Genomic DNA, 18,266 nt, shown 5'->3' with positions numbered 1-18,266 from the left:
CTGTTCCCGATGGCATCCCCAGAGATCGAGGCGTTGACGCAGGCGCTGGCCCGGCTTCCCGGCCTAGGCCCGCGATCCGCGCGTCGCGCCGTGCTGCACCTGCTCAAGAAGCGCGACGCCGCGCTCGGCCCCTTGCGCGAGGCGCTGACCGCGGTCGACGAACGGCTCCAGAACTGCACTGTCTGCGGGAATGTCGATACGACCAACCCGTGCGGGATATGCGCCGACCCGCGCCGCGACCAGCGCGCGCTCTGCGTCGTCGAGGAGGTCGCCGACCTCTGGGCGCTCGATCGCTCGCGGCTTTTCCCCGGACGCTTCCATGTCCTGGGCGGGCGCCTGTCCGCGCTGGAGGGCATCCGCCCGGAGGATCTCAGCATCGACAGCCTCGTCCGCCGGATCGAGGCGGGGGGCGTCGACGAGGTCGTGCTCGCGATGAACGCGACGCTCGAGGGGCAGACAACCGCACACTACATCGCCGAGCGGATCGAACGCTTTCCGATCCGCGTCACGCAGCTTGCCCACGGGCTCCCAGTGGGGGGCGAACTCGACTATCTCGACGAGGGCACGCTGGCGCAGGCGCTTCGTGCGCGACGTCCGATGGCTTGACGGCACCCGGCGCAAAACCTAGCTGCGCGGTATGACCGTCATGACCGTTCTCGAAGTCCCCGATCCCCGCCTGCGTCTCGTCGCCGAGCCAGTGGAGACGGTCGACGATCTCGATCCGCACGCTCGTCGCCGACATGATCGAGACGATGTACGACTTTAACGGCATCGGGCTCGCCGCGACGCAGGTCGGCGTCCAGAAGCGTGTCCTCGTCATCGACCTGCAGGATGAGCAGGGCGAGGACGAAAAGCCGATCAAGAATCCCAAGGCGTATATCAACGCCGAGATCCTGTCGGTCAGCGACGAGGTATCGACGTACAACGAAGGCTGCCTCTCGATCCCGGATCAATATGCCGAGGTCGCGCGGCCTGCGCGGTGCCGCGTCAAGTGGCTCGACGAGACCGGTGCAGCGCATGAGGAGGATCTCGACGGCCTGCTCTCGACCTGCATGCAACACGAGATCGATCATCTCGACGGCGTCCTTTTCATCGACCATATCAGCCGTCTCAAGCGCGACATGGTCCTCAAGAAGCTGGCAAAGGCGCGCAAGCTCGGCTGACCTGCTTGCGGTGATGCGGTTGTTGGGCGCCCGACGCGCCCCGCGTCGCACTTAGGCGTGATTCTGAATGACTGCTCGCCGCCCCGGCCAAGACCGGGCGCGGTCCATCGCAGCACCGCCAGCGTTGGCCCTGCGGGGCGTGGCCACGCTACGTTTTTTGCCTCGAATGCGGAGAAGCGCTGCTAGAGCGCGGGGCAGGCAGTGGAAAAATACTGCTGTCCTACACGGCGTGTTCGACCTATGTTCCCGGTATGCCAGGCCAGACCGTCACTGCCGCGTCGTCGTGTATCGATCATGACGACCAGGGCGGGCACCGGTGCCGGCGCGTATGCCTCTTCAACTTGTGGATCGATTCATGACCGAACTCGTGATCGTCGCCGTGCTTGCGGCGGCTGCCGGGCTGCTGCTCGGCTGGCTGCTCGCGGCACGCCGCGCCGCCACGCTCGCCAGCGACCTTGCCGTCGCGCAGACCAAGGCGGCCGATGCCGACCTTATTCGCACCGCGCGCGATGCGGTCGAGCGTGAACGCAACGCCGCGCTGCAGGATCTCGCCACGCTCCGCGCGCAGAGCGCCGAACGCGCAGGCGAGGCGGATCGCCTTCGCAGCGATCTGCTGACGATCCGCGCGGACCGCGATGCGGCGCGGACCGAACTGGCGACCGAACATGCGCGCAGCGAGGCGTTCGAGGCGCGTCTGGTCGAACTGCGCGAGGCCAAGGACGTCATGGCCGCGCAGTTCGGCGATGTCGCCAACAAGCTGCTCAACGACGCGCAGAAGACGTTTCTCGACCGCGCCGACGCGCGCTTCCGCCAGTCGGAGGAAAGCGCGGGCCAGAACCTCAAGTCGATGCTCCAGCCGGTCAGTGATCGCCTTCAGCGCTATGAGGAAGGCGTCGCCAAGGTCGAGGCGGACCGTCGTGATGCGTTCGGCGATCTCAAGGGGCAGATCGAGCAGATGCGGCTCGGCCAGGAAAAGGTCTCGACCGAGGCCGCCAAGCTCGTCAACTCGCTCCGCAACGCGCCCAAGTCGCGCGGCCGCTGGGGTGAGCAACAACTCAAGAACGTGCTCGAGACCTGCGGGCTCAGCGAGCACACCGATTTCCAGACCGAGGTCTCGGTCGCGGTCGGCGACGACGGTGCGCGGCTCCGCCCCGACGCGATCATCCGCGTCCCCGGCGGGCGGGCCCTGGTGATCGACGCCAAGGTCTCGCTTAACGCCTATCAGGATGCGTTCGGCGCGGTCGACGATGCCGAGCGGCTGATCGGTCTGGCGGCACACGCCGCGTCGATGCGCGCACACGTCAACGGTCTCGGCAACAAGGCGTATTGGAGCCAGTTCGCGGACACGCCGGACTATGTGATCATGTTCGTGCCCGGCGAGCATTTCCTGTCGGCGGCGCTCGAGCATGACCCGACCCTGTGGGACTTCGCGTTTGAAAAGAGGGTGTTGCTGGCAACTCCTACCAACCTGATCGCGATCGCTCGGACGGTCGCAGCGGTCTGGCGTCAGGAAAAGCTCGCCAACGAGGCGCGCAAGATCGGCGAACTCGGCAAGGAGATGCACGACCGTCTCGCCAAGGTCGCCGACGATCTCCGCAAGGTCGGGGTCGGATTGAATAGCGCGGTGAAGAACTTCAACGGCTTCACCAACTCGTTCAACGGACGCCTGATGGTCACGGGCCGCAAGTTCCGCGACCTCAATATCGAGACCGGTGCCCGCGATCTCGAGGACGTGTCGTCGGTCGATGCGCTGGCGTTGGGGGAGGGGCCGGCGCTGATCGAAAAGCCGGAAAGTTAAGGCGCTATATTAACGCTGTTGGGCAAGGACCTCATACGCCATGACGGCGGTCGCAACCGCAGCGTTCAGGCTGTCGGCCTTGCCCAGCATCGGAATCTTGACCAGCGTGTCGCACCCTTCCGCCATCTCGGGGGGCATGCCCTGCGCCTCGTTCCCGGTCAGCAGGAACGTCGGCGCGGCGTACCGCGCGGCGCGGTAGTCGGTGTCGGTATCGAGGCTTAGGCCGACCAGCTGCCCGGGTCCGCTGCGGAGCCAGGACTGGAAGGGGGCCCATTCGGTCTTGACCACGGGAATCGTGAACAGCGCGCCCATGCTCGCGCGAACCGCCTCGACCGAAAACGGATCGACCGACTCGCCGATCAGGATCAGCCCACCCGCGCCGACCGCATCGCCGGTCCGCAGGATCGTCCCGAGATTACCCGGATCGCGCAACCGCTCGGCAACCAGCCAGATCCCGGCGGACTCCCGGTCGAGTTGCTCCAGCGTCGTATCGAACTCGTCGAATACCCCGACGACCGCTTGCGGGTTATCCTTGCCCGACAGTTTGGAGAGGATATCCGGCGTCGTCTGGATCGACTTGCCACCCGCCTCCTCGACGTCCATCGACAGCGCATGGACCAGTGGATGGTTCGCGCTCGCCGCGGCGTAGAACAGCGTCCGGGGCAGCCGCCCCGTCTCGCGCGCCTCGGTCAGGATGCGCAATCCCTCCGCCAGGAACTGTTTCGCCGCCCGCCGATGCCGTTTGTCGCGCAGATCGCGGACATATTTGATCAGCGGGTTGGAGAACGCGGTGATTTCGCGGGGCATCTGTCAGGCGTCCAGCGCGCGGGAGGAGAGAAGTCTATGGGCACGCGCCGCTCATGCCCGTCCGTACGCGCTCCGGCAAGCCGTGCAGCGGGCTGGCTCGCCGCGGATCAGTCCTCGCCGAACTTTGCCTCGACCAGTTCGGCCAGCCGGGTGACGGCTTCGTCGGCGCCGTCTCCGTTCGCCGATATCGTGATCAGATCGCCCATCGCGGCACCGAGCATCATCAGGCCCATGATCGAGGTGCCCGTGACGCTGCCCGATCCGTCCTTCTCGACCTGGACGTCGCAACTCTGCGACGAGGCGAGCGTGACGAACTTCGCGCTGGCGCGGGCGTGGAGGCCACGGCGGTTGGTGATCAGGACGGTCCGTGCGACGCTCACGCCGCGGCCTCGCCGAGAACCTCGGACGCAACCGAGATATATTTGCGACCCGCCTCGCGCGCGGCCGCGACGGCGGCGACCACGGTCATCGCCTTGCGCGCCGACCCGAGCCGGATCAGCATCGGCAGGTTCATCCCGGCGATCACCTCGACGCGGCCGCGTTCCATCAGCGAGATTGCCAGGTTGGACGGCGTGCCGCCGAACAGGTCGGTCAGCACGATGACGCCGCGGCCCGTATCGACGTCGGCGATCGCCGCGGCGATATCCGCGCGGCGTTCCTCCATATCATCGTCAGGCCCGATCGCGATTGTCGCGACGCGTTCCTGTGGTCCGACGACGTGAATCATCGCGGTGACGAATTCTTCGGCGAGCCGCCCATGGGTCACCAAAACTAGGCCGATCATATCAGACGCTTCATACTCATGTGCCGACCGGTAGTCCTTCGAGCGAGTCCTGCGGCGCGGCCCCCAGGTCGCGATGGATGACCGTGGGCGAAAAACCCTCGACGCGCAACCGTCCGGCGATCCGTTCGGCGACATGAACCGAGCGATGTCTCCCTCCGGTACATCCGATCGCGACGCTGACATAGGATTTGCCCTCCGCCTTGTAGCGCGGGAGCAGCAGGAGCAGCAGATCCTCGATCCGCGAGAGGGCGGCCTCATAGGCGGGGTCAGTTGCGATATAGGCGGCGACGTTACCGTCCAGTCCGGTGCCAGGACGCAGGCTGTGGACCCAATGCGGATTGCGCAGAAAACGCATGTCGAACACCATGTCCGCGTTGCGAGGCAGGCCCCGCGAGAACCCGAACGACTGGATCGACAGCGTCGGCGTACCGCGTTCACCGCGCGCAAATTCCGCGCGAGATCTGTTGTGCAAGTTCGTTGGCGGACAGTGTCGTCGTGTCGATCAGCCGGTTTGCCCAGTCGCGCAATGGTCGCAGCAGTTCGCGTTCGCGCGCGATGCCGTCACCGGCGGGGCGATCGAGCGCAAGCGGATGGCGACGTCGCGTCTCGGAATAGCGTCGCTCGAGTTCCGTGCTCGCGCAATCGAGAAACAGCGTGCTGATCTCCAGCCCATGTTCGTCACGCAGATCGCGGATGCGGCTGATGATCCGCTGCGAGTCGAAGTCGCGCGTGCGGGCGCCGATACCGATCGCGAGAGGCTGCTTGCCATCGTCGAGCGCGTTGTGCGGGGGCGGGGTATCGAGCAATCGATCGAGCAACAGCAACGGCAGATTGTCGACGATTTCCCAGCCAAGGTCCTCCAGCGTCTTCAGCACGGTGGACTTTCCTGCGCCGGACATGCCGGTCAGAAGCAGGATAGGTTTGTGGTGTGTCGTCAAGCGAGTGCAACTCCGTTGCGCAGGGCGAATTCGATCTTGATCGGTGCAGAGCTATGGAACGGCTCGATCGCAACTTCGGGTACGTCGATCCCGGCGATCCGTCGGATTCTCCGATCGGGCATGCGCTGAACCTGGTCCTGCAGCCTGACGAGCATCGCAACGGGTATGTCGGCGACATTCGGCAAAGACAGGATGCCGACGCCGCGGATCTCCAGCTTGCCAGCGATCGTCTGCGGCGGGCGTGCCAGCAACCGCGAACCGGCGCGGATGAGCAGCGTCTGGTCGTCGCTGATGAGCACCGCGCCACGGTCGATCAGCCGCAGCGCGAGATCGGACTTGCCCGACCCCGACGGCCCCTCGATCAGCACGGCAACGCCGCCGATCGCGACCGCCGTCGCATGCAGCCGGTCCGATGACAGTTCGACCATCGCGCAGGCTCCTCAACTATCATTCAGGGGAATGCGGATGACGAAGCGTGCGCCACCAAGGCGATCTTCCCGCGATTCGACGGTAATCGAGCCCTGATGGCCTTCGACGATCGTCCGGGCGATGGCTAGCCCCAGTCCCGAATGTCGGCCGAAGGTCTCCGATTCCGGTCGGACGGAATGAAAGCGACGGAAGATCGCGTCACGCGCGTCCTCCGGTACGCCCGGTCCCTCGTCCTCGATCCGGATCACGAGATGTTGCGCCCCGCGTACCGTCGACACGGTGATCAGCCCGCCATCGGGTGAGAACGATACGGCATTATCGATCACATTCTCGATGACGCGCTCGAGCCGCGCGCCCTCGCCGAGGATGACAAACGGGCCATCCGTACCGCGGTCGAACCGGATGCGGATATCCCGCTCGACGCCCCGCGCGGTGCGCTGTGCGAGCAGGCCATCGATCAGCGTCGCCATGTCGACTGGCTCGAACTTTGCCCGGCTGAGTTGCGCGTCGAGACGCGAGGCGTCCGAGATGTCCGAGATCAACCGGTCGAGCCGGTGGACGTCATCGCGGACGATCGCCATCAACTGTTCCTGCAACGCCGGGTCGCGCACGCGCGAAAGACCCTCGACGGCAGACCGCAGCGAAGCGAGCGGGTTCTTCATCTCGTGCGTGACGTCAGCGGCAAACGCCTCGGTCGCATCGATCCGTGCCCGGAGCGCCAGGCTCATGTCGGACAGCGCGCGCGCCAGCATGCCGAGTTCGTCGCGCCGAGAAGGGAGTCGCGGCACGACGACTTCGCGCGCTCGCCCCAGCCTGACCCGCACCGCGGCGCGCGCGAGCCGCCGCAAGGGCCGGACGATCGTCCGTGCCAGGAACAACGACAGCAGCACGGAGACGATCGAGACGAGCAGCAGAACCATGCTCAGGCGGAAACGCTCGATCCGGACGGTCCGCGTGATGTCCCGGGCGTTCACCGTCGTCATGACGACGCCGCCGCGGGGCAGCGGTGCGGATGCCGTGATCACGGGGGTACGGTCCGGCGCACGCCACACGGTCGCCGAGATACGCTGGTGCCGGCGTGCTCGGTCGACGTCGGGCCAGGATTGGCCGGCGCCGCGCTCGCGGTAGAGCGGTGCTCGCGGCGCCATCACGACGATATCGATCACCGCGTCGAGGAAGCGCGCGACGTCCTGACCCCAATCCTCCTTGTCGGGATCCTGGAGCACGAAATTGCGCAGTCCGAGCAAGCGGCTGTCCACGATCGGCTTTCCGGCAGCGTCGTAGAGTCGGATGCGCGAGCCGGTATCATTGCCTAGCCGGACGATCAGCGGGTCACGCAAGGCGGGCGCGACCGCGGCGAGCGCCTCGCCGATCAGCCGTGCCTCGCGACCGGCTTGCGCCACGCGGCTGTCGAGGATCCGGCTGCGATAGGAATCAAGGTAGAAGAACCCGCCGGCCAACAGCAGCAGCGCGAAGATGTTGACCGCCAATATCCGCCGGGTGAGCGAGATCTGGCCCGACCAGCGCAGCGTCAGATCCCGGCCATCTTCACTTTCGCGCAGATCGTCGATGTCGTGCAGATCGGGGGCGGGCATGCTAATCGTCTGAAAATCTGTATCCGGCGCCATAGAGCGTCTCGATCGCATCGAATTCCGGATCCACCTGTCGGAACTTGCGGCGGAGGCGTTTGATATGGCTGTCGATCGTCCGGTCATCGACGTAGATGTCGTCCTGATAGGCCGCATCCATCAGCTGGTTGCGGGTCTTCACGATCCCCGGCCGCTGCGCGAGCGTTTCGAGGATCATGAACTCGGTCACGGTGAGTGTAACGGGAAGCCCGTTCCACATCGTCCGGTGTCGCGCCGGATCCATGTTGAGACGACCACGATCGAGCGGACCCGCCGTCTCCGCTTCGGTTTCCGATCCCGGGGACTGCGTCAGTTCGGTGCGCCGCAGGATCGCACGGATACGCGCGATCAGCAGGCGTTGCGAGAAGGGCTTGGCGATATAGTCGTCGGCACCCATCGCGAGGCCCAGCGCCTCGTCGAGCTCGTCGTCCTTGCTCGTCAGGAAGATGACGGGAATCTGGCTCTTCTCGCGGAGCCGACGGAGCAGTTCGAGCCCATCCATTCGCGGCATCTTGATATCGAAGATCGCGAGATCCGGCGGGTTGTCGGTCAGCGCCTTCAGCGCCGTTTCCCCGTCGGAATAGATACGCGTCGTGAACCCCTCGGTCTGCAGCGCGATCGACACCGAGGTCAGGATGTTCCGGTCGTCATCGACCAACGCGATCGTCGCGGTCATGGGAAAACTGTCATTCGATCGCCGTTCGCATCCGTCATGCATCCATCACGTGCGGACCGGACTAAGCCAAAGTCGGGCGCCACTCAACAACATCGCGCGTTTGAGCCAATATGGGTCATGAAATGTCTGACGATGGTAAGATTGTAGGTTACCCCGTTTGACCCGTGCCGGGGCGCCGGATACATCGACTTTCAATCACATACATACGTATGCGGCAGAGTTTATGGAGAGTTGACGTGGCGGATTTGCGCATTCCCGATGGCGGGCTGGCAGTACAGGGGATCGAGACCCCGGCGAAGCTGCACTGGAACCTCGTTACCGCCCAGCTCGTCGAGGCCGCGCTCGAGCGTGGCGAGGGCACATTGTCCGCCGATGGACCGCTCGTGGTGACGACGGGTGCCCATACCGGACGCTCGGCGCAGGACAAGTTCATCGTCCGCGATGCCGAGACGGAAAGCACCGTGTGGTGGGGCAAGAGCAACAAGGCGATGGAGCCGGCGCATTTCGAGGCGCTCAAGGCCGACTTCTTCAAAGCGCTCGCCGATCGCATGGAGCTGTTCGTCCAGGATCTGTACGGTGGGTCGCAGACGGATCATCGCGTCCAGGTCCGCGTGATCACCGAGCTTGCTTGGCATAACCTCTTCATCAGGACGATGCTGGTCCGCCCCGAAGAGGCCGCGCTCAAGGGCTTCGTCGCCGATTATACGATCGTCGATCTGCCGAGCTTCCGCGCCGATCCGGCCCGTCATGGTTGCCGCAGCGAGACCGTGATCGCGGTGAATTTCACCGACAAGCTCATCCTGATCGGGGGCACCAAATATGCCGGCGAGATGAAGAAGTCGGTGTTCGGACTGCTCAACTATCTGCTGCCGCCGACCGGCGTCATGCCGATGCACTGTTCGGCCAACATGGGACCGAACGGTGATACCGCCGTATTCTTCGGCCTGTCGGGTACCGGCAAGACGACGTTGTCCGCCGACGCGAGCCGTACCCTCATCGGCGATGACGAGCATGGCTGGTCGGATACCGCCGTCTTCAATTTCGAGGGTGGCTGCTATGCGAAGATGATCCGCCTCTCCGCGGACGCCGAGCCCGAGATTTTCGCGACCACGAAGCGGTTCGGCACGGTGCTCGAGAACGTCGTGATGGACCCGTCGACGCGCCTGCTCGATCTCGACGACCACACGCTCGCCGAGAACAGTCGCGGTGCCTATCCGATCGACTTCATCCCGAATGCGTCGGATGAGAATATGGGCCCGGTCCCCCGCAACATCGTGATGCTGACCGCGGACGCCTACGGTGTTCTGCCCCCAATCGCGAAGCTGACGCCCGATCAGGCGATGTACCATTTCCTGTCGGGCTACACGGCTCGCGTGGCGGGAACCGAGATCGGCGTGACCGAGCCCGATGCGACATTCTCGACGTGCTTTGGCGCGCCGTTCATGCCCCGCCATCCCTCGGTGTACGGCAATCTGCTCAAGGAGCGGATCGCAAAGGGTGGCGTCGACTGCTGGCTGGTCAACACCGGCTGGACGGGTGGCAAATATGGCGTCGGCAACCGGATGCCGATCAAGGCCACGCGGGCATTGCTCAACGCGGCGCTCGACGGCAGCCTGAACGACGCGACATTCCGGACCGATCCGAACTTCGGGTTCAAGGTGCCGGTCAGCGTTCCGGGCGTCGACGACGCGATCCTCGACCCGCGCGCCACCTGGACTGACAAGGATGCCTACGACGCGACGGCGGCAAAGCTCGTCGACCTGTTCGTCGAGAACTTCGCCCAGTTCGCCGATCATGTCGATGAGGGCGTCCGGCAGGCTGCACCCAAGACTCGCGAAGCGGCATAACGCGTAGGATCTGTCCTGACCGGTCGTCTGCTTCGGGGCGGGGGTGCTGCAAATTGCACGCCCGCCCCGGGCATGCGCCGGACGTGACGTCGGGTCAGACTGGCGTCACGTCCGCCACGCCGTCGGCGACGCGCGTAATCCGAACACGTGTCCCAGCCGCGGCGTCGTCCCCGCGTGCCGGCCAGCTTCCATCGCCGACCAACACCCGCCCGCGTCCATCCACGATCGCCGTTTCGACGATCACGATCTGCCCCACCATCCGGGCGGACCGGTCGTTCAGCATCGGGTCGGCACCGGGGACGGGATAATCGCGGTACCACCGCCGGCCGATCAGGACCGTCACGGTGCTCCAGACCGCGAACGACGCCAACTGGACGGCGATCGGCAACTCCGGAAGCGCGAGAAGGGCAACCCCGGTCACGGCTGCGGCGATTGCCAGGAACACGAAGAATATCCCGGGCGCGGCAAGCTCCGCGATCCCGAGCACAAGCGCGGCAATCAGCCACGCGCCAGCCGCACCGATCATTCCCATCAGGTCGTGGGCGGTTCGGTTGAGGACGACAGTTCAAACGGACCACGCGGCGCCGGTTTGGCTGGGGGTGGACTGGCCGTGTCGCGCAGCGCGTCCTTGGCGAGTTCGCCGATCCCACCCAGCGTGCCCATCAGCTGCGTCGCTTCGACGGGGAACAATATGGTCTTGGCGTTCGGCGATGTGGCGAACTTGCCGATGGCCTCGACATATTTCTGCGCGATGAAATAGTTGATCGCCTGCGCCCCGCCTTCCTCGATCGCGTGCGAGACGGCGCGGGTGGCAGCGGCTTCGGCTTCGGCGGCACGCTCGCGTGCTTCCGCATCGCGAAACGCCGACTCCTTGCGCCCCTCGGATTCGAGGATCCGCGCCTGTTTCTGTCCCTCGGCGCGAAGGATTTCGGAAGCGCGTGAGCCCTCGGCGTCGAGGATGTTGGCGCGCTTCTCTCGTTCGGCTTTCATCTGCCGGCCCATGGCGTTGACGATGTCGGCCGGCGGTCGGATGTCCTTGATCTCGACGCGCGTGATCTTGACGCCCCAGGGGGTCGTCGCGTGGTCGACGACGCTGAGCAGGCGCGCGTTGATCTCGTCGCGCTTCGACAGGGTCTCGTCGAGGTCCATCGACCCCATCACCGTCCGGAGATTGGTCGTCGTGAGCTGAAGAAGCGCCTGGTACAGGTCCGACACCTCGTACGCCGCCTTTGCGGAGTCGAGCACCTGGAAGAACACGACGCCATCCGTCGAGATCATCGCATTGTCCTTCGTGATGATCTCCTGACCGGGGATGTCGATGACCTGTTCCATCATGTTGACCTTGCGGCCAACGCGGTAAAAGAACGCAGGGTAGAAGTTGAAGCCGGGCCGGGCGACCGCGGTGAAGCGTCCGAAATGCTCGATCGTGTACTGATATCCCTGACGGACGATCTTGATGCTGGTCATCAGGTAGAAAAGCACGAGCGCCACTGCGAGCGCGGCTATCACAAGGCCCATGGTAACTCCCCCATCCGTGTATCGCTCCGCTATAGCACGTCGACCGACGAGAGGCCTAGCCGTACGCGTCGGCTTTGGTTACATGGCGCGCCACCTCACACCCAGGATCGGCAGCTTACATGGATATCCGCCTCGGCCTCACTTTCGACGACGTCCTCCTGTATCCGGGCGAGTCGGACGTCCTGCCTAGCCAGGCGGACACGCGTACCCAGCTGACGCGCGGGATCGCGCTGAACATCCCGATCCTGTCCTCGGCGATGGACACCGTCACCGAGGCGGACATGGCGATCGTCATGGCGCAGCTTGGCGGCATTGGCGTGCTCCACCGCAACCTCACCGTCGAGCAGCAGGTGGCGGCAGTGCGGCAGGTCAAGCGGTTCGAGTCGGGGATGGTCGTCAATCCGATCACGATCAAGCCGACCGCAACGCTGGGCGAGGCCCAGGCATTGATGGCAGGGCACCGCATCAGCGGTATCCCCGTCGTCGAGGCGGACGGCAAGCTCGTCGGCATCCTTACCAACCGCGACGTGCGCTTTGCCGGCAACCCACAGCAGCCCGTCAGCGAGTTGATGACGCATGAGAACCTCGCCACGGTTTCGACCGAGGTCGGCAAGGAAGAAGCCCGCCGCCTGCTGCACCAGCGCCGGATCGAGAAGCTGCTCGTCGTCGATGCGCAGTATCGCTGTGTCGGGCTGATCACCGTCAAGGATATCGAGAAGGCGGTCATGTTCCCCGACGCCACGAAGGACGAGGCAGGCCGGCTGCGCGTCGCGGCCGCCACGACGGTCGGCGACAAGGGGTACGACCGGACCGAGCAGCTGGTCGATGCCGGTTGCGATCTGATCGTGATCGATACCGCGCATGGGCATAACCGTGACGTTGGCCGCGCGGTCGAGCGCGTCAAGAAGCTCTCCAATTCCGTCCAGGTCGTCGCTGGCAATGTCGCGACCGCTGCGGCAACGCGCGCGCTCATCGACGCCGGTGCCGATGGGATCAAGGTCGGGATCGGGCCCGGTTCGATCTGTACGACGCGTGTCGTCGCAGGCGTCGGCGTACCGCAGCTGACCGCGGTCATGGATTGTGCCGAAGCGGGTCACAAGGCAGGCGTCCCCGTCATTGCCGATGGCGGGATCCGGACCTCGGGCGATATGGCCAAGGCGCTCGCCGCGGGCGCGTCGACCGTCATGATCGGCTCGCTGCTGGCCGGGACCGACGAGGCACCGGGCGAAACGTTCCTGTATCAGGGGCGCGCCTATAAGTCCTATCGCGGGATGGGCTCGGTCGGCGCGATGGGCCGCGGCTCGGCGGACCGCTATTTCCAGGGCGATATCAAGGATCAGCTGAAGCTCGTTCCCGAGGGGATCGAGGGCCAGGTCGCCTATAAGGGGCCGGCAAAGGACGTCATTCATCAGCTCGTCGGCGGCATCAAGGCGGCAATGGGCTACACAGGCTCGGCAACGATCCCCGACCTTCAGTCGCGCGCCGAATTCGTCCAGATCACCGGCGCGGGCCTGATGGAGAGCCATGTCCATGACGTGACGATCACGCGTGAGGCGCCAAACTACCCGACCCGCTGAGCGCTGCCCCCCGAAAATATTCCCCTCCCGGCGCCGGGAGGGGCTAGGGGGGCATGATGATGAGCTTGTTGTACCGTTCGCCGCAGATATCCCTCCTTGTTGGGGGCGCAGCAGCATGACCCCCCGGCGCGAACGCAGGCTGCGATCGAACTGCTCGATCAGATCATCGTCGCTGCGCGCGAAGGCGGCGCTGCCGCCGACACGCTGATCGCGCGGTATTTCGCGACCAGGCGCTATGCCGGGTCGAAGGATCGTCGGGCCGTTCGCGAGCTCGTCTATTCCGCCATCCGCAAGGCAGGTGATCGCCCCGAGGACGGGCGGTCCGCCATGCTGCTCGTCGCCGATGCCGATCCCGCCGTTGCGGAAAGCTTCGATGGCTCGACGCATGCGCCGGCGTCGATCGCAAAGGATGAGCCGCGGGCGCGAGCGGGTGTCGCTCCGCAATGGCTGACCAAGGCGTTGCGCGCGTCAGGGCTTGATGGCGCCGCGCTGACCGACCTGGCCGGTCGCGCGACGCTCGATCTTCGCGTGAACCGGCTCGTAACCGATCGCGCAGCCGTTCTGGCGGCGTTGCCCGAGGCGGAGGCGACCGAGAAGGCGCCGGATGGCATCCGGCTTCCGCTGGGTACCAATGTCGAGTTGCTCCCGCTTTTCAACGGAGGCGCTCTCGAGGTTCAGGACGAGGGCAGCCAGATCGTCGGTCTCGCGATGCAGGCAAAACCCGGCCAGCGGATCGTCGACTTCTGCGCCGGGGCAGGCGGCAAGACGCTCGCGCTGGCGGCGGCGATGGCCGATCAGGGTGCTATCCTGGCGTGCGATACCGACCGCAACCGGTTGGCGAGGCTCGCCCCGCGAGCAACCCGCGCGGGCGCGACGATCATCGACACGATGCTGCTCAATCCCGGTCGCGAGCGGGACGCGCTGGTCGAATGGAGCGGGCAGGCCGATGGCGTGCTTGTCGATGCCCCCTGCTCGGGGACCGGGACGTGGCGGCGCAACCCGGAGGCCCGGTGGCGGCTCACCCCGACCGCCTGTCGCGGTTGCAATCGACGCAGCAGCAGGTTCTCTCGGCGGCATCCTCGCTGGTCAAGCCGGGCGGTGCGCTGGTCTACATCGTCTGCTCGTTGCTGGACGCGGAGGGAACGGATCAGGTCAGCTGGTTCCTGAACGCGCATCCCGGCTGGCAGGTCGATCGCTTCACCTTGCCCGCCGGTGCGGAGCATGGTCACGGTATCCGCCTCGAGCCAGGCCGAGACGGGACCGATGGCTTTTTTGTCGCGCGGCTTATCCGCGCATGCTAGCCGCCTAGCAATGCTAGCCAATGTCGCTGTGCGCCGCCTGGAGACCCTGATGCGTTTTTCGACCGTTGCCTTTGCTGCCGCGCTAACGGTGGTGTCGGTGTCGACCTCGCTCAGCGGCCAGCGCCCGGACAATCAGATCGACCCCCGGTCGATGCAGCTGCTGGCTCAGGGCCGCAGCCTGAAGGCGGCCGGCAATCTGGACGGTGCGACCGACATGCTGGAAACAGCGGTCGCGGTCGATCCGCGCAATCGCGCGGCGTTCATCGAGCTGGCGAAGGTCGCAGAGGCACGCGACTTGCCCGGAAAGGCGATCCGTCTCTACCGCGAGGCGTTGCTGCTCGAGCCGAACGACGTCGTCGCGCTCAACGGACAGGGCACGGCCTTGGTCATGAAGGGCGCAGTCGTTCGTGCGCGCGACAACCTCGCCAAGATCCGGACGATCTGCAAGGGCGCATGCCCCGAGGCGAGCCAGCTCGCGGCGACGATCGCCAAGGGGCCGCCGATCACGACGGCGCAGGTCGCTCCCAAGCCGGCGCCGGCCAAGGACTGATCGATCAGCGGGAGACGCTGACCGCTGATCCTGCCTGACGGGCCAGCGCGACGAAGTCGACCACCGCGAGTGTCTCGGCGCGGCGCGTTCCTTCGATACCGATCCGTTCAAGCGCATCGAGCGCGCCCGGTACCAACTTCAGGCTTTGCCGGAGCATCTTGCGCCGCTGCCCGAACGCCGCGCCGGTAAGCCGCTCCAGCAGGCTGAAGTCGACATCCTCCGGCGCTGCCGTTGGGGTGATGTGAACGACCGCCGACATGACCTTCGGCGGCGGCGTGAAGGCGGAGCGATGGACCGGCATCGCAATACGCGCGGTGCTTCGCCACTGCGCGAGTACGGCGAGCCTGCCGTAATGATCGCTGTCGGTCGTTGCGACGATACGCTCGGCGACTTCCTTCTGGAACATCAGCGTCAGCGATTGCCACCACGGCATCCAATCCGTCGATAGCCACCCGACGAGCAACGCCGTGCCGATATTGTACGGCAGGTTCGAGACGATATGCGGAGCGCCTTCGAAGAGCGACGGGGCGTCGATCGCCAGCGCGTCGCCTTCGATCACGCGCAGGCGTCCCGGGAACGCATCGCCGAGTTCGCCGAGCGCCGGGATGCAGCGATGGTCGCGTTCGATTGCGGTAACCCGCGCCCCTGCGGTAAGCAGCGCACGCGTAAGGCCGCCCGGACCCGGTCCGATCTCGAGCACGTCCTTGTCGTGGAGATCCCCCGGAACCGCCGCGATCCGCGCGAGCAGTTGTCCGTCGAACAGGAAGTTCTGACCAAGCGCCTTGCTTGCGTTCAGGCCGTGCCGCGCGATGACTTCGCGGAGCGGCGGCAACGGCATTGTCGGTTGAATCATTGCGCGAGCGCGGACCGTGCACGACGGTCCGCCGCCTGGCCGGCCATCGCAATCGCAGCGATCATCGCACCGGGCTCCGCCATATCCTTGCCCGCGATGGAAAAAGCGGTGCCGTGGTCGGGCGAGGTCCGGACGATCGGGAGGCCAAGCGTGATGTTCACACCCTCATCGAAATGGATCGTCTTGAGCGGCACCAGCGCCTGGTCATGATAACAGCAGAGCGCCGCGTCATAGGTCGCACGGGCACGCGGATGGAACAACGTATCTGCCGCAAACGGACCCGTCGCATCGATGCCCTCGGCCTGGAGGATCGCGATGGCCGGTTCGATGACGTCGATCTCCTCGCGACCCAGCGCGCCCTGTTCGCCGGCGTGCGGATTGAACCCTGCAAACGCAAGCCGAGGGGCTTCGATGCCGAAATTGCGCGTCAGCCCCCGCGCGGTTGCACGCGCGCGCGCGAGGATGAGATCGATGGTCAACATGGACGAGACCGCGTTGAGGGGGACGTGCGTGGTGATGGGTACGACCCGAAGCGACGGACCGGCGAGCATCATCACGGCATTCTCACCGGCAATGCCAAACCGTTCGGCGACAAATTCGGTCTGACCCGGATGGCTGAAACCGATCGCATAGAGACGCGCCTTCGACACGGGCCCGGTCACGAGCGCGCGGGCTGCCCCGGTCCGGACGAGTCCTACCGCGAGTTCGAGCGAATGGAGCGCGCATCGGGCCCCATCGGTGTCCGGCGCGCCCGGCACGACATCGCCCGCGTCCTCGACGCTGAGCACGGGAACGCCCGTCGCGAAGGCAGCGCTGCCTTCGTCGAGGCTGGTAACGCGGACGAGCGGACCGTTCCACACCCGCTCGATCGCCCGCGCGTCGCCGATCGCCACGAACGGCGGCAGATCATGGGCCTCACGCTTTGCCCACGCCTTGGCGATGATTTCGGGTCCGATTCCGGCCGGGTCGCCCATCGATACCGCCAAGGGGTTGCGCATGTTCATCGTTCGATCAGCGATATTCGACCACCGCGTCGCGACGGAGATCGCGCAGCTTCTGCTGCGCGCGTAGGTTGACGCGCTGCTGCTCGAGCTGACCCTGGATCTGGGCCGAGCTTGGCAGCGCGCCCGATTGCGGATCGTCGCGGCCACACAGCACGAGTGCGCGGACACCCTGTTCGGCGGAGCCGAATGGCGGGCTCGACTCGCCGACCTGAAGCTTCAGCATGACTTCCTGCAGCTGCGGCGGGAGATCACGGATACGCACGGTGTCGTTGTCGACCACGTCGGCGCCGATCCCGGCAGCGACCTTCTCGACGGTCCCGCAGCCCCGCAGATTCCTCGTAGCCTGCGCGAACGCCTCGGCGCGCACCGCGGCCTGGGCCTGCGTCGTGTTCGCCGGGAAGCGCAGCGTGAGCTGCTTGAGGCTGAGCCGTGCGTCGCGCGGATCCGCCGTCAGCACCTGCCGCTTGTCGGTCAGATAGAGGATCGAATAGCCACCCGAAACCTCGATCGGCCCGGCGACCTGACCGACCTGCATCGACTGTGCCGCCTCGGCGAGCTGCGGCGGCAGCGTTGCGGCGCGCACCCATCCAAGGTCACCGCCGACCGCACGCGTCGACGCTTCCGAGAACTGCGTCGCATAATAATCGAACGGCTTGCCGCCCTTCTGGATATCCTGGATCAGCTGACGGGCGTTGGCGTAGACCTGCTGGCCGTTGGTCGCATTGCCCGCAAGGTAGATCTCCTTGAGGTTGAACTCGTCGGTGCCCTTGGCTGCCTCGAGGCGATCGATGATGCCCTTGACCTCCTCGTCGCCGACATTGACGAACGGCTCCACGCGCTTGCGCAGATAGCGCTGCCAGGCCAACTCACCCTCGATCTGCCGCTTGAGCGAACGATCCGACGACCCCGTTTCGCGCAGATAGGCGGTCATCGCCACGGGGGTGCGATTGAACCGCTTCGAGACCGCGTCATAGCTCTGGGTAAGTTCGGCGGGCGAGATCGTGATGTCGGCCGTCTTCGCTTCCTGAAGCTGCAGCGTCTCGTCGATCAACTGGCGCAGGACCTGGAGCTTCAGCCGGTCGCGGTCTTCCGGCGACAGCTTCGCACCTTCATTTGCCATCGCGATCAGCGCGACGCGCTGGTCGACGTCGGTGCCGGTGATGACCGAATCGTTGACGATCGCCGTCGGCTTTCGAACGTTTGGATCGACCTTGCCGAAGATCTGGAGGTTAGCCGGAATGTCGAGCCCGGTATTGTCCGGTATGCTCTGATCGGACACGGTGCGGCCCGAATTGGCCGCCGGTGGCGCGGTTTGCGCCACGGCGCCAGCCGCGAGGGCCGCCAAGACCACTGCCCCGATTACCCGGCTTCCACGCGTTGCCAGTCGAACATC

The 18,266-nt window shown here is 65.7% G+C and carries 16 protein-coding genes and 3 pseudogenes; 7 read left to right on the top strand and 12 right to left on the bottom strand.

All coding sequences use genetic code 11. The annotated features are described in order from the left end of the window. Window positions 1-9: 9 nt before the first annotated feature. The 3 genes and pseudogenes from recR to rmuC all read left to right on the top strand — a co-directional run bounded on the left by recR (window position 10) and on the right by rmuC (window position 2,961). Window positions 10-606: a recombination mediator RecR gene (gene recR, locus QP165_RS02395; RefSeq protein WP_056023361.1), complete on the top strand. Its 597-nt coding sequence runs from the start codon at window positions 10-12 to the stop codon at window positions 604-606. A 31-nt stretch (window positions 607-637) separates the two neighbouring features. Then, window positions 638-1,163 (top strand): annotated as a pseudogene (gene def, locus QP165_RS02390) (peptide deformylase). A 355-nt stretch (window positions 1,164-1,518) separates the two neighbouring features. After that, complete coding sequence (gene rmuC, locus QP165_RS02385; RefSeq protein ID WP_333993574.1) at window positions 1,519-2,961, top strand: DNA recombination protein RmuC; 1,443 nt, start codon at window positions 1,519-1,521, stop codon at window positions 2,959-2,961. Window positions 2,962-2,970: 9 nt separating this feature from the next. Here the strand turns inward: rmuC and QP165_RS02380 are convergent, their stop codons facing one another. The 7 genes and pseudogenes from QP165_RS02380 to QP165_RS02350 form a co-directional block, all read right to left on the bottom strand. Continuing rightward, the gene (locus tag QP165_RS02380) at window positions 2,971-3,768 is read right to left on the bottom strand and encodes a TrmH family RNA methyltransferase (protein WP_333993572.1); all 798 of its coding nucleotides are present in this window, start codon (window positions 3,766-3,768) and stop codon (window positions 2,971-2,973) included. Window positions 3,769-3,875: 107 nt separating this feature from the next. Then, complete coding sequence (locus tag QP165_RS02375; RefSeq protein ID WP_333993570.1) at window positions 3,876-4,148, bottom strand: HPr family phosphocarrier protein; 273 nt, start codon at window positions 4,146-4,148, stop codon at window positions 3,876-3,878. Beyond that, window positions 4,145-4,552 (bottom strand): PTS sugar transporter subunit IIA, encoded by a 408-nt coding sequence (locus QP165_RS02370; protein ID WP_056023348.1) that lies wholly within the window; start codon window positions 4,550-4,552, stop codon window positions 4,145-4,147. Before QP165_RS02370 ends, QP165_RS02375 begins: the two co-directional genes overlap by 4 nt. Before the next feature lie 16 nt (window positions 4,553-4,568). After that, window positions 4,569-5,451: pseudogene (gene rapZ / locus QP165_RS02365) on the bottom strand (RNase adapter RapZ). 35 nt (window positions 5,452-5,486) lie between these two features. Then, window positions 5,487-5,918 carry an HPr kinase/phosphorylase gene (locus QP165_RS02360; RefSeq protein WP_333993567.1) on the bottom strand — a complete coding sequence of 144 codons (432 nt, stop codon included), beginning with the start codon at window positions 5,916-5,918 and terminating at the stop codon, window positions 5,487-5,489. A 12-nt stretch (window positions 5,919-5,930) separates the two neighbouring features. After that, window positions 5,931-7,514: a sensor histidine kinase gene (locus QP165_RS02355; RefSeq protein WP_333993565.1), complete on the bottom strand. Its 1,584-nt coding sequence runs from the start codon at window positions 7,512-7,514 to the stop codon at window positions 5,931-5,933. A 1-nt stretch (window position 7,515) separates the two neighbouring features. Beyond that, complete coding sequence (locus tag QP165_RS02350; RefSeq protein WP_056023338.1) at window positions 7,516-8,223, bottom strand: response regulator transcription factor; 708 nt, start codon at window positions 8,221-8,223, stop codon at window positions 7,516-7,518. Window positions 8,224-8,468: 245 nt separating this feature from the next. On the opposite strand from QP165_RS02350, the gene QP165_RS02345 reads away from it, so the two are divergent. Then, window positions 8,469-10,070, top strand: coding sequence for a phosphoenolpyruvate carboxykinase (locus tag QP165_RS02345; RefSeq protein WP_443019349.1), 1,602 nt, complete (start codon window positions 8,469-8,471; stop codon window positions 10,068-10,070). A gap of 94 nt (window positions 10,071-10,164) precedes the next feature. On the opposite strand, the gene QP165_RS02340 is transcribed toward QP165_RS02345, so the two are convergent. Both QP165_RS02340 and QP165_RS02335 read right to left on the bottom strand, forming a co-directional pair. Continuing rightward, entirely contained in the window at window positions 10,165-10,596 is a 432-nt protein-coding gene (locus QP165_RS02340) for an NfeD family protein (protein WP_333993560.1), read from the bottom strand. Between the two features lie 5 nt (window positions 10,597-10,601). Beyond that, window positions 10,602-11,588, bottom strand: a complete 987-nt coding sequence (locus QP165_RS02335) for an SPFH domain-containing protein (protein WP_333993558.1) — start codon at window positions 11,586-11,588, stop codon at window positions 10,602-10,604. Window positions 11,589-11,707: 119 nt separating this feature from the next. On the opposite strand from QP165_RS02335, the gene guaB reads away from it, so the two are divergent. From guaB to QP165_RS02320, 3 genes and pseudogenes are all read left to right on the top strand, one after another. Then, window positions 11,708-13,165 (top strand): IMP dehydrogenase, encoded by a 1,458-nt coding sequence (guaB, locus tag QP165_RS02330; protein ID WP_056023327.1) that lies wholly within the window; start codon window positions 11,708-11,710, stop codon window positions 13,163-13,165. 327 nt (window positions 13,166-13,492) lie between these two features. Then, window positions 13,493-14,466: pseudogene (locus QP165_RS02325) on the top strand (RsmB/NOP family class I SAM-dependent RNA methyltransferase). A gap of 49 nt (window positions 14,467-14,515) precedes the next feature. Next, complete coding sequence (locus QP165_RS02320; RefSeq protein WP_156350535.1) at window positions 14,516-15,016, top strand: tetratricopeptide repeat protein; 501 nt, start codon at window positions 14,516-14,518, stop codon at window positions 15,014-15,016. Window positions 15,017-15,020: 4 nt separating this feature from the next. Here the strand turns inward: QP165_RS02320 and rsmA are convergent, their stop codons facing one another. From rsmA to QP165_RS02305, 3 genes are read right to left on the bottom strand one after another with little or no spacing between them, the layout of a single operon-like run. Further along, window positions 15,021-15,869: a 16S rRNA (adenine(1518)-N(6)/adenine(1519)-N(6))-dimethyltransferase RsmA gene (gene rsmA, locus QP165_RS02315; RefSeq protein WP_333993555.1), complete on the bottom strand. Its 849-nt coding sequence runs from the start codon at window positions 15,867-15,869 to the stop codon at window positions 15,021-15,023. Next, on the bottom strand, window positions 15,866-16,867 hold the full coding sequence (gene pdxA, locus QP165_RS02310; RefSeq protein ID WP_333993553.1) for a 4-hydroxythreonine-4-phosphate dehydrogenase PdxA: 1,002 nt from the start codon (window positions 16,865-16,867) through the stop codon (window positions 15,866-15,868). The genes rsmA and pdxA overlap by 4 nt, the downstream gene beginning before the upstream one ends. Window positions 16,868-16,880: 13 nt before the next feature. Next, window positions 16,881-18,194 carry a peptidylprolyl isomerase gene (locus QP165_RS02305; protein ID WP_443019254.1) on the bottom strand — a complete coding sequence of 438 codons (1,314 nt, stop codon included), beginning with the start codon at window positions 18,192-18,194 and terminating at the stop codon, window positions 16,881-16,883. Between the last annotated feature and the right edge of the window lie 72 nt (window positions 18,195-18,266).

The organism is Sphingomonas sp. 22R3R2A-7, from assembly GCF_036856055.1.
Lineage (GTDB): Bacteria > Pseudomonadota > Alphaproteobacteria > Sphingomonadales > Sphingomonadaceae > Sphingomonas.
The sequence above is the reverse complement of the archived record's forward strand: the minus strand, read 5'-3'. Positions and strand labels throughout refer to the sequence as shown.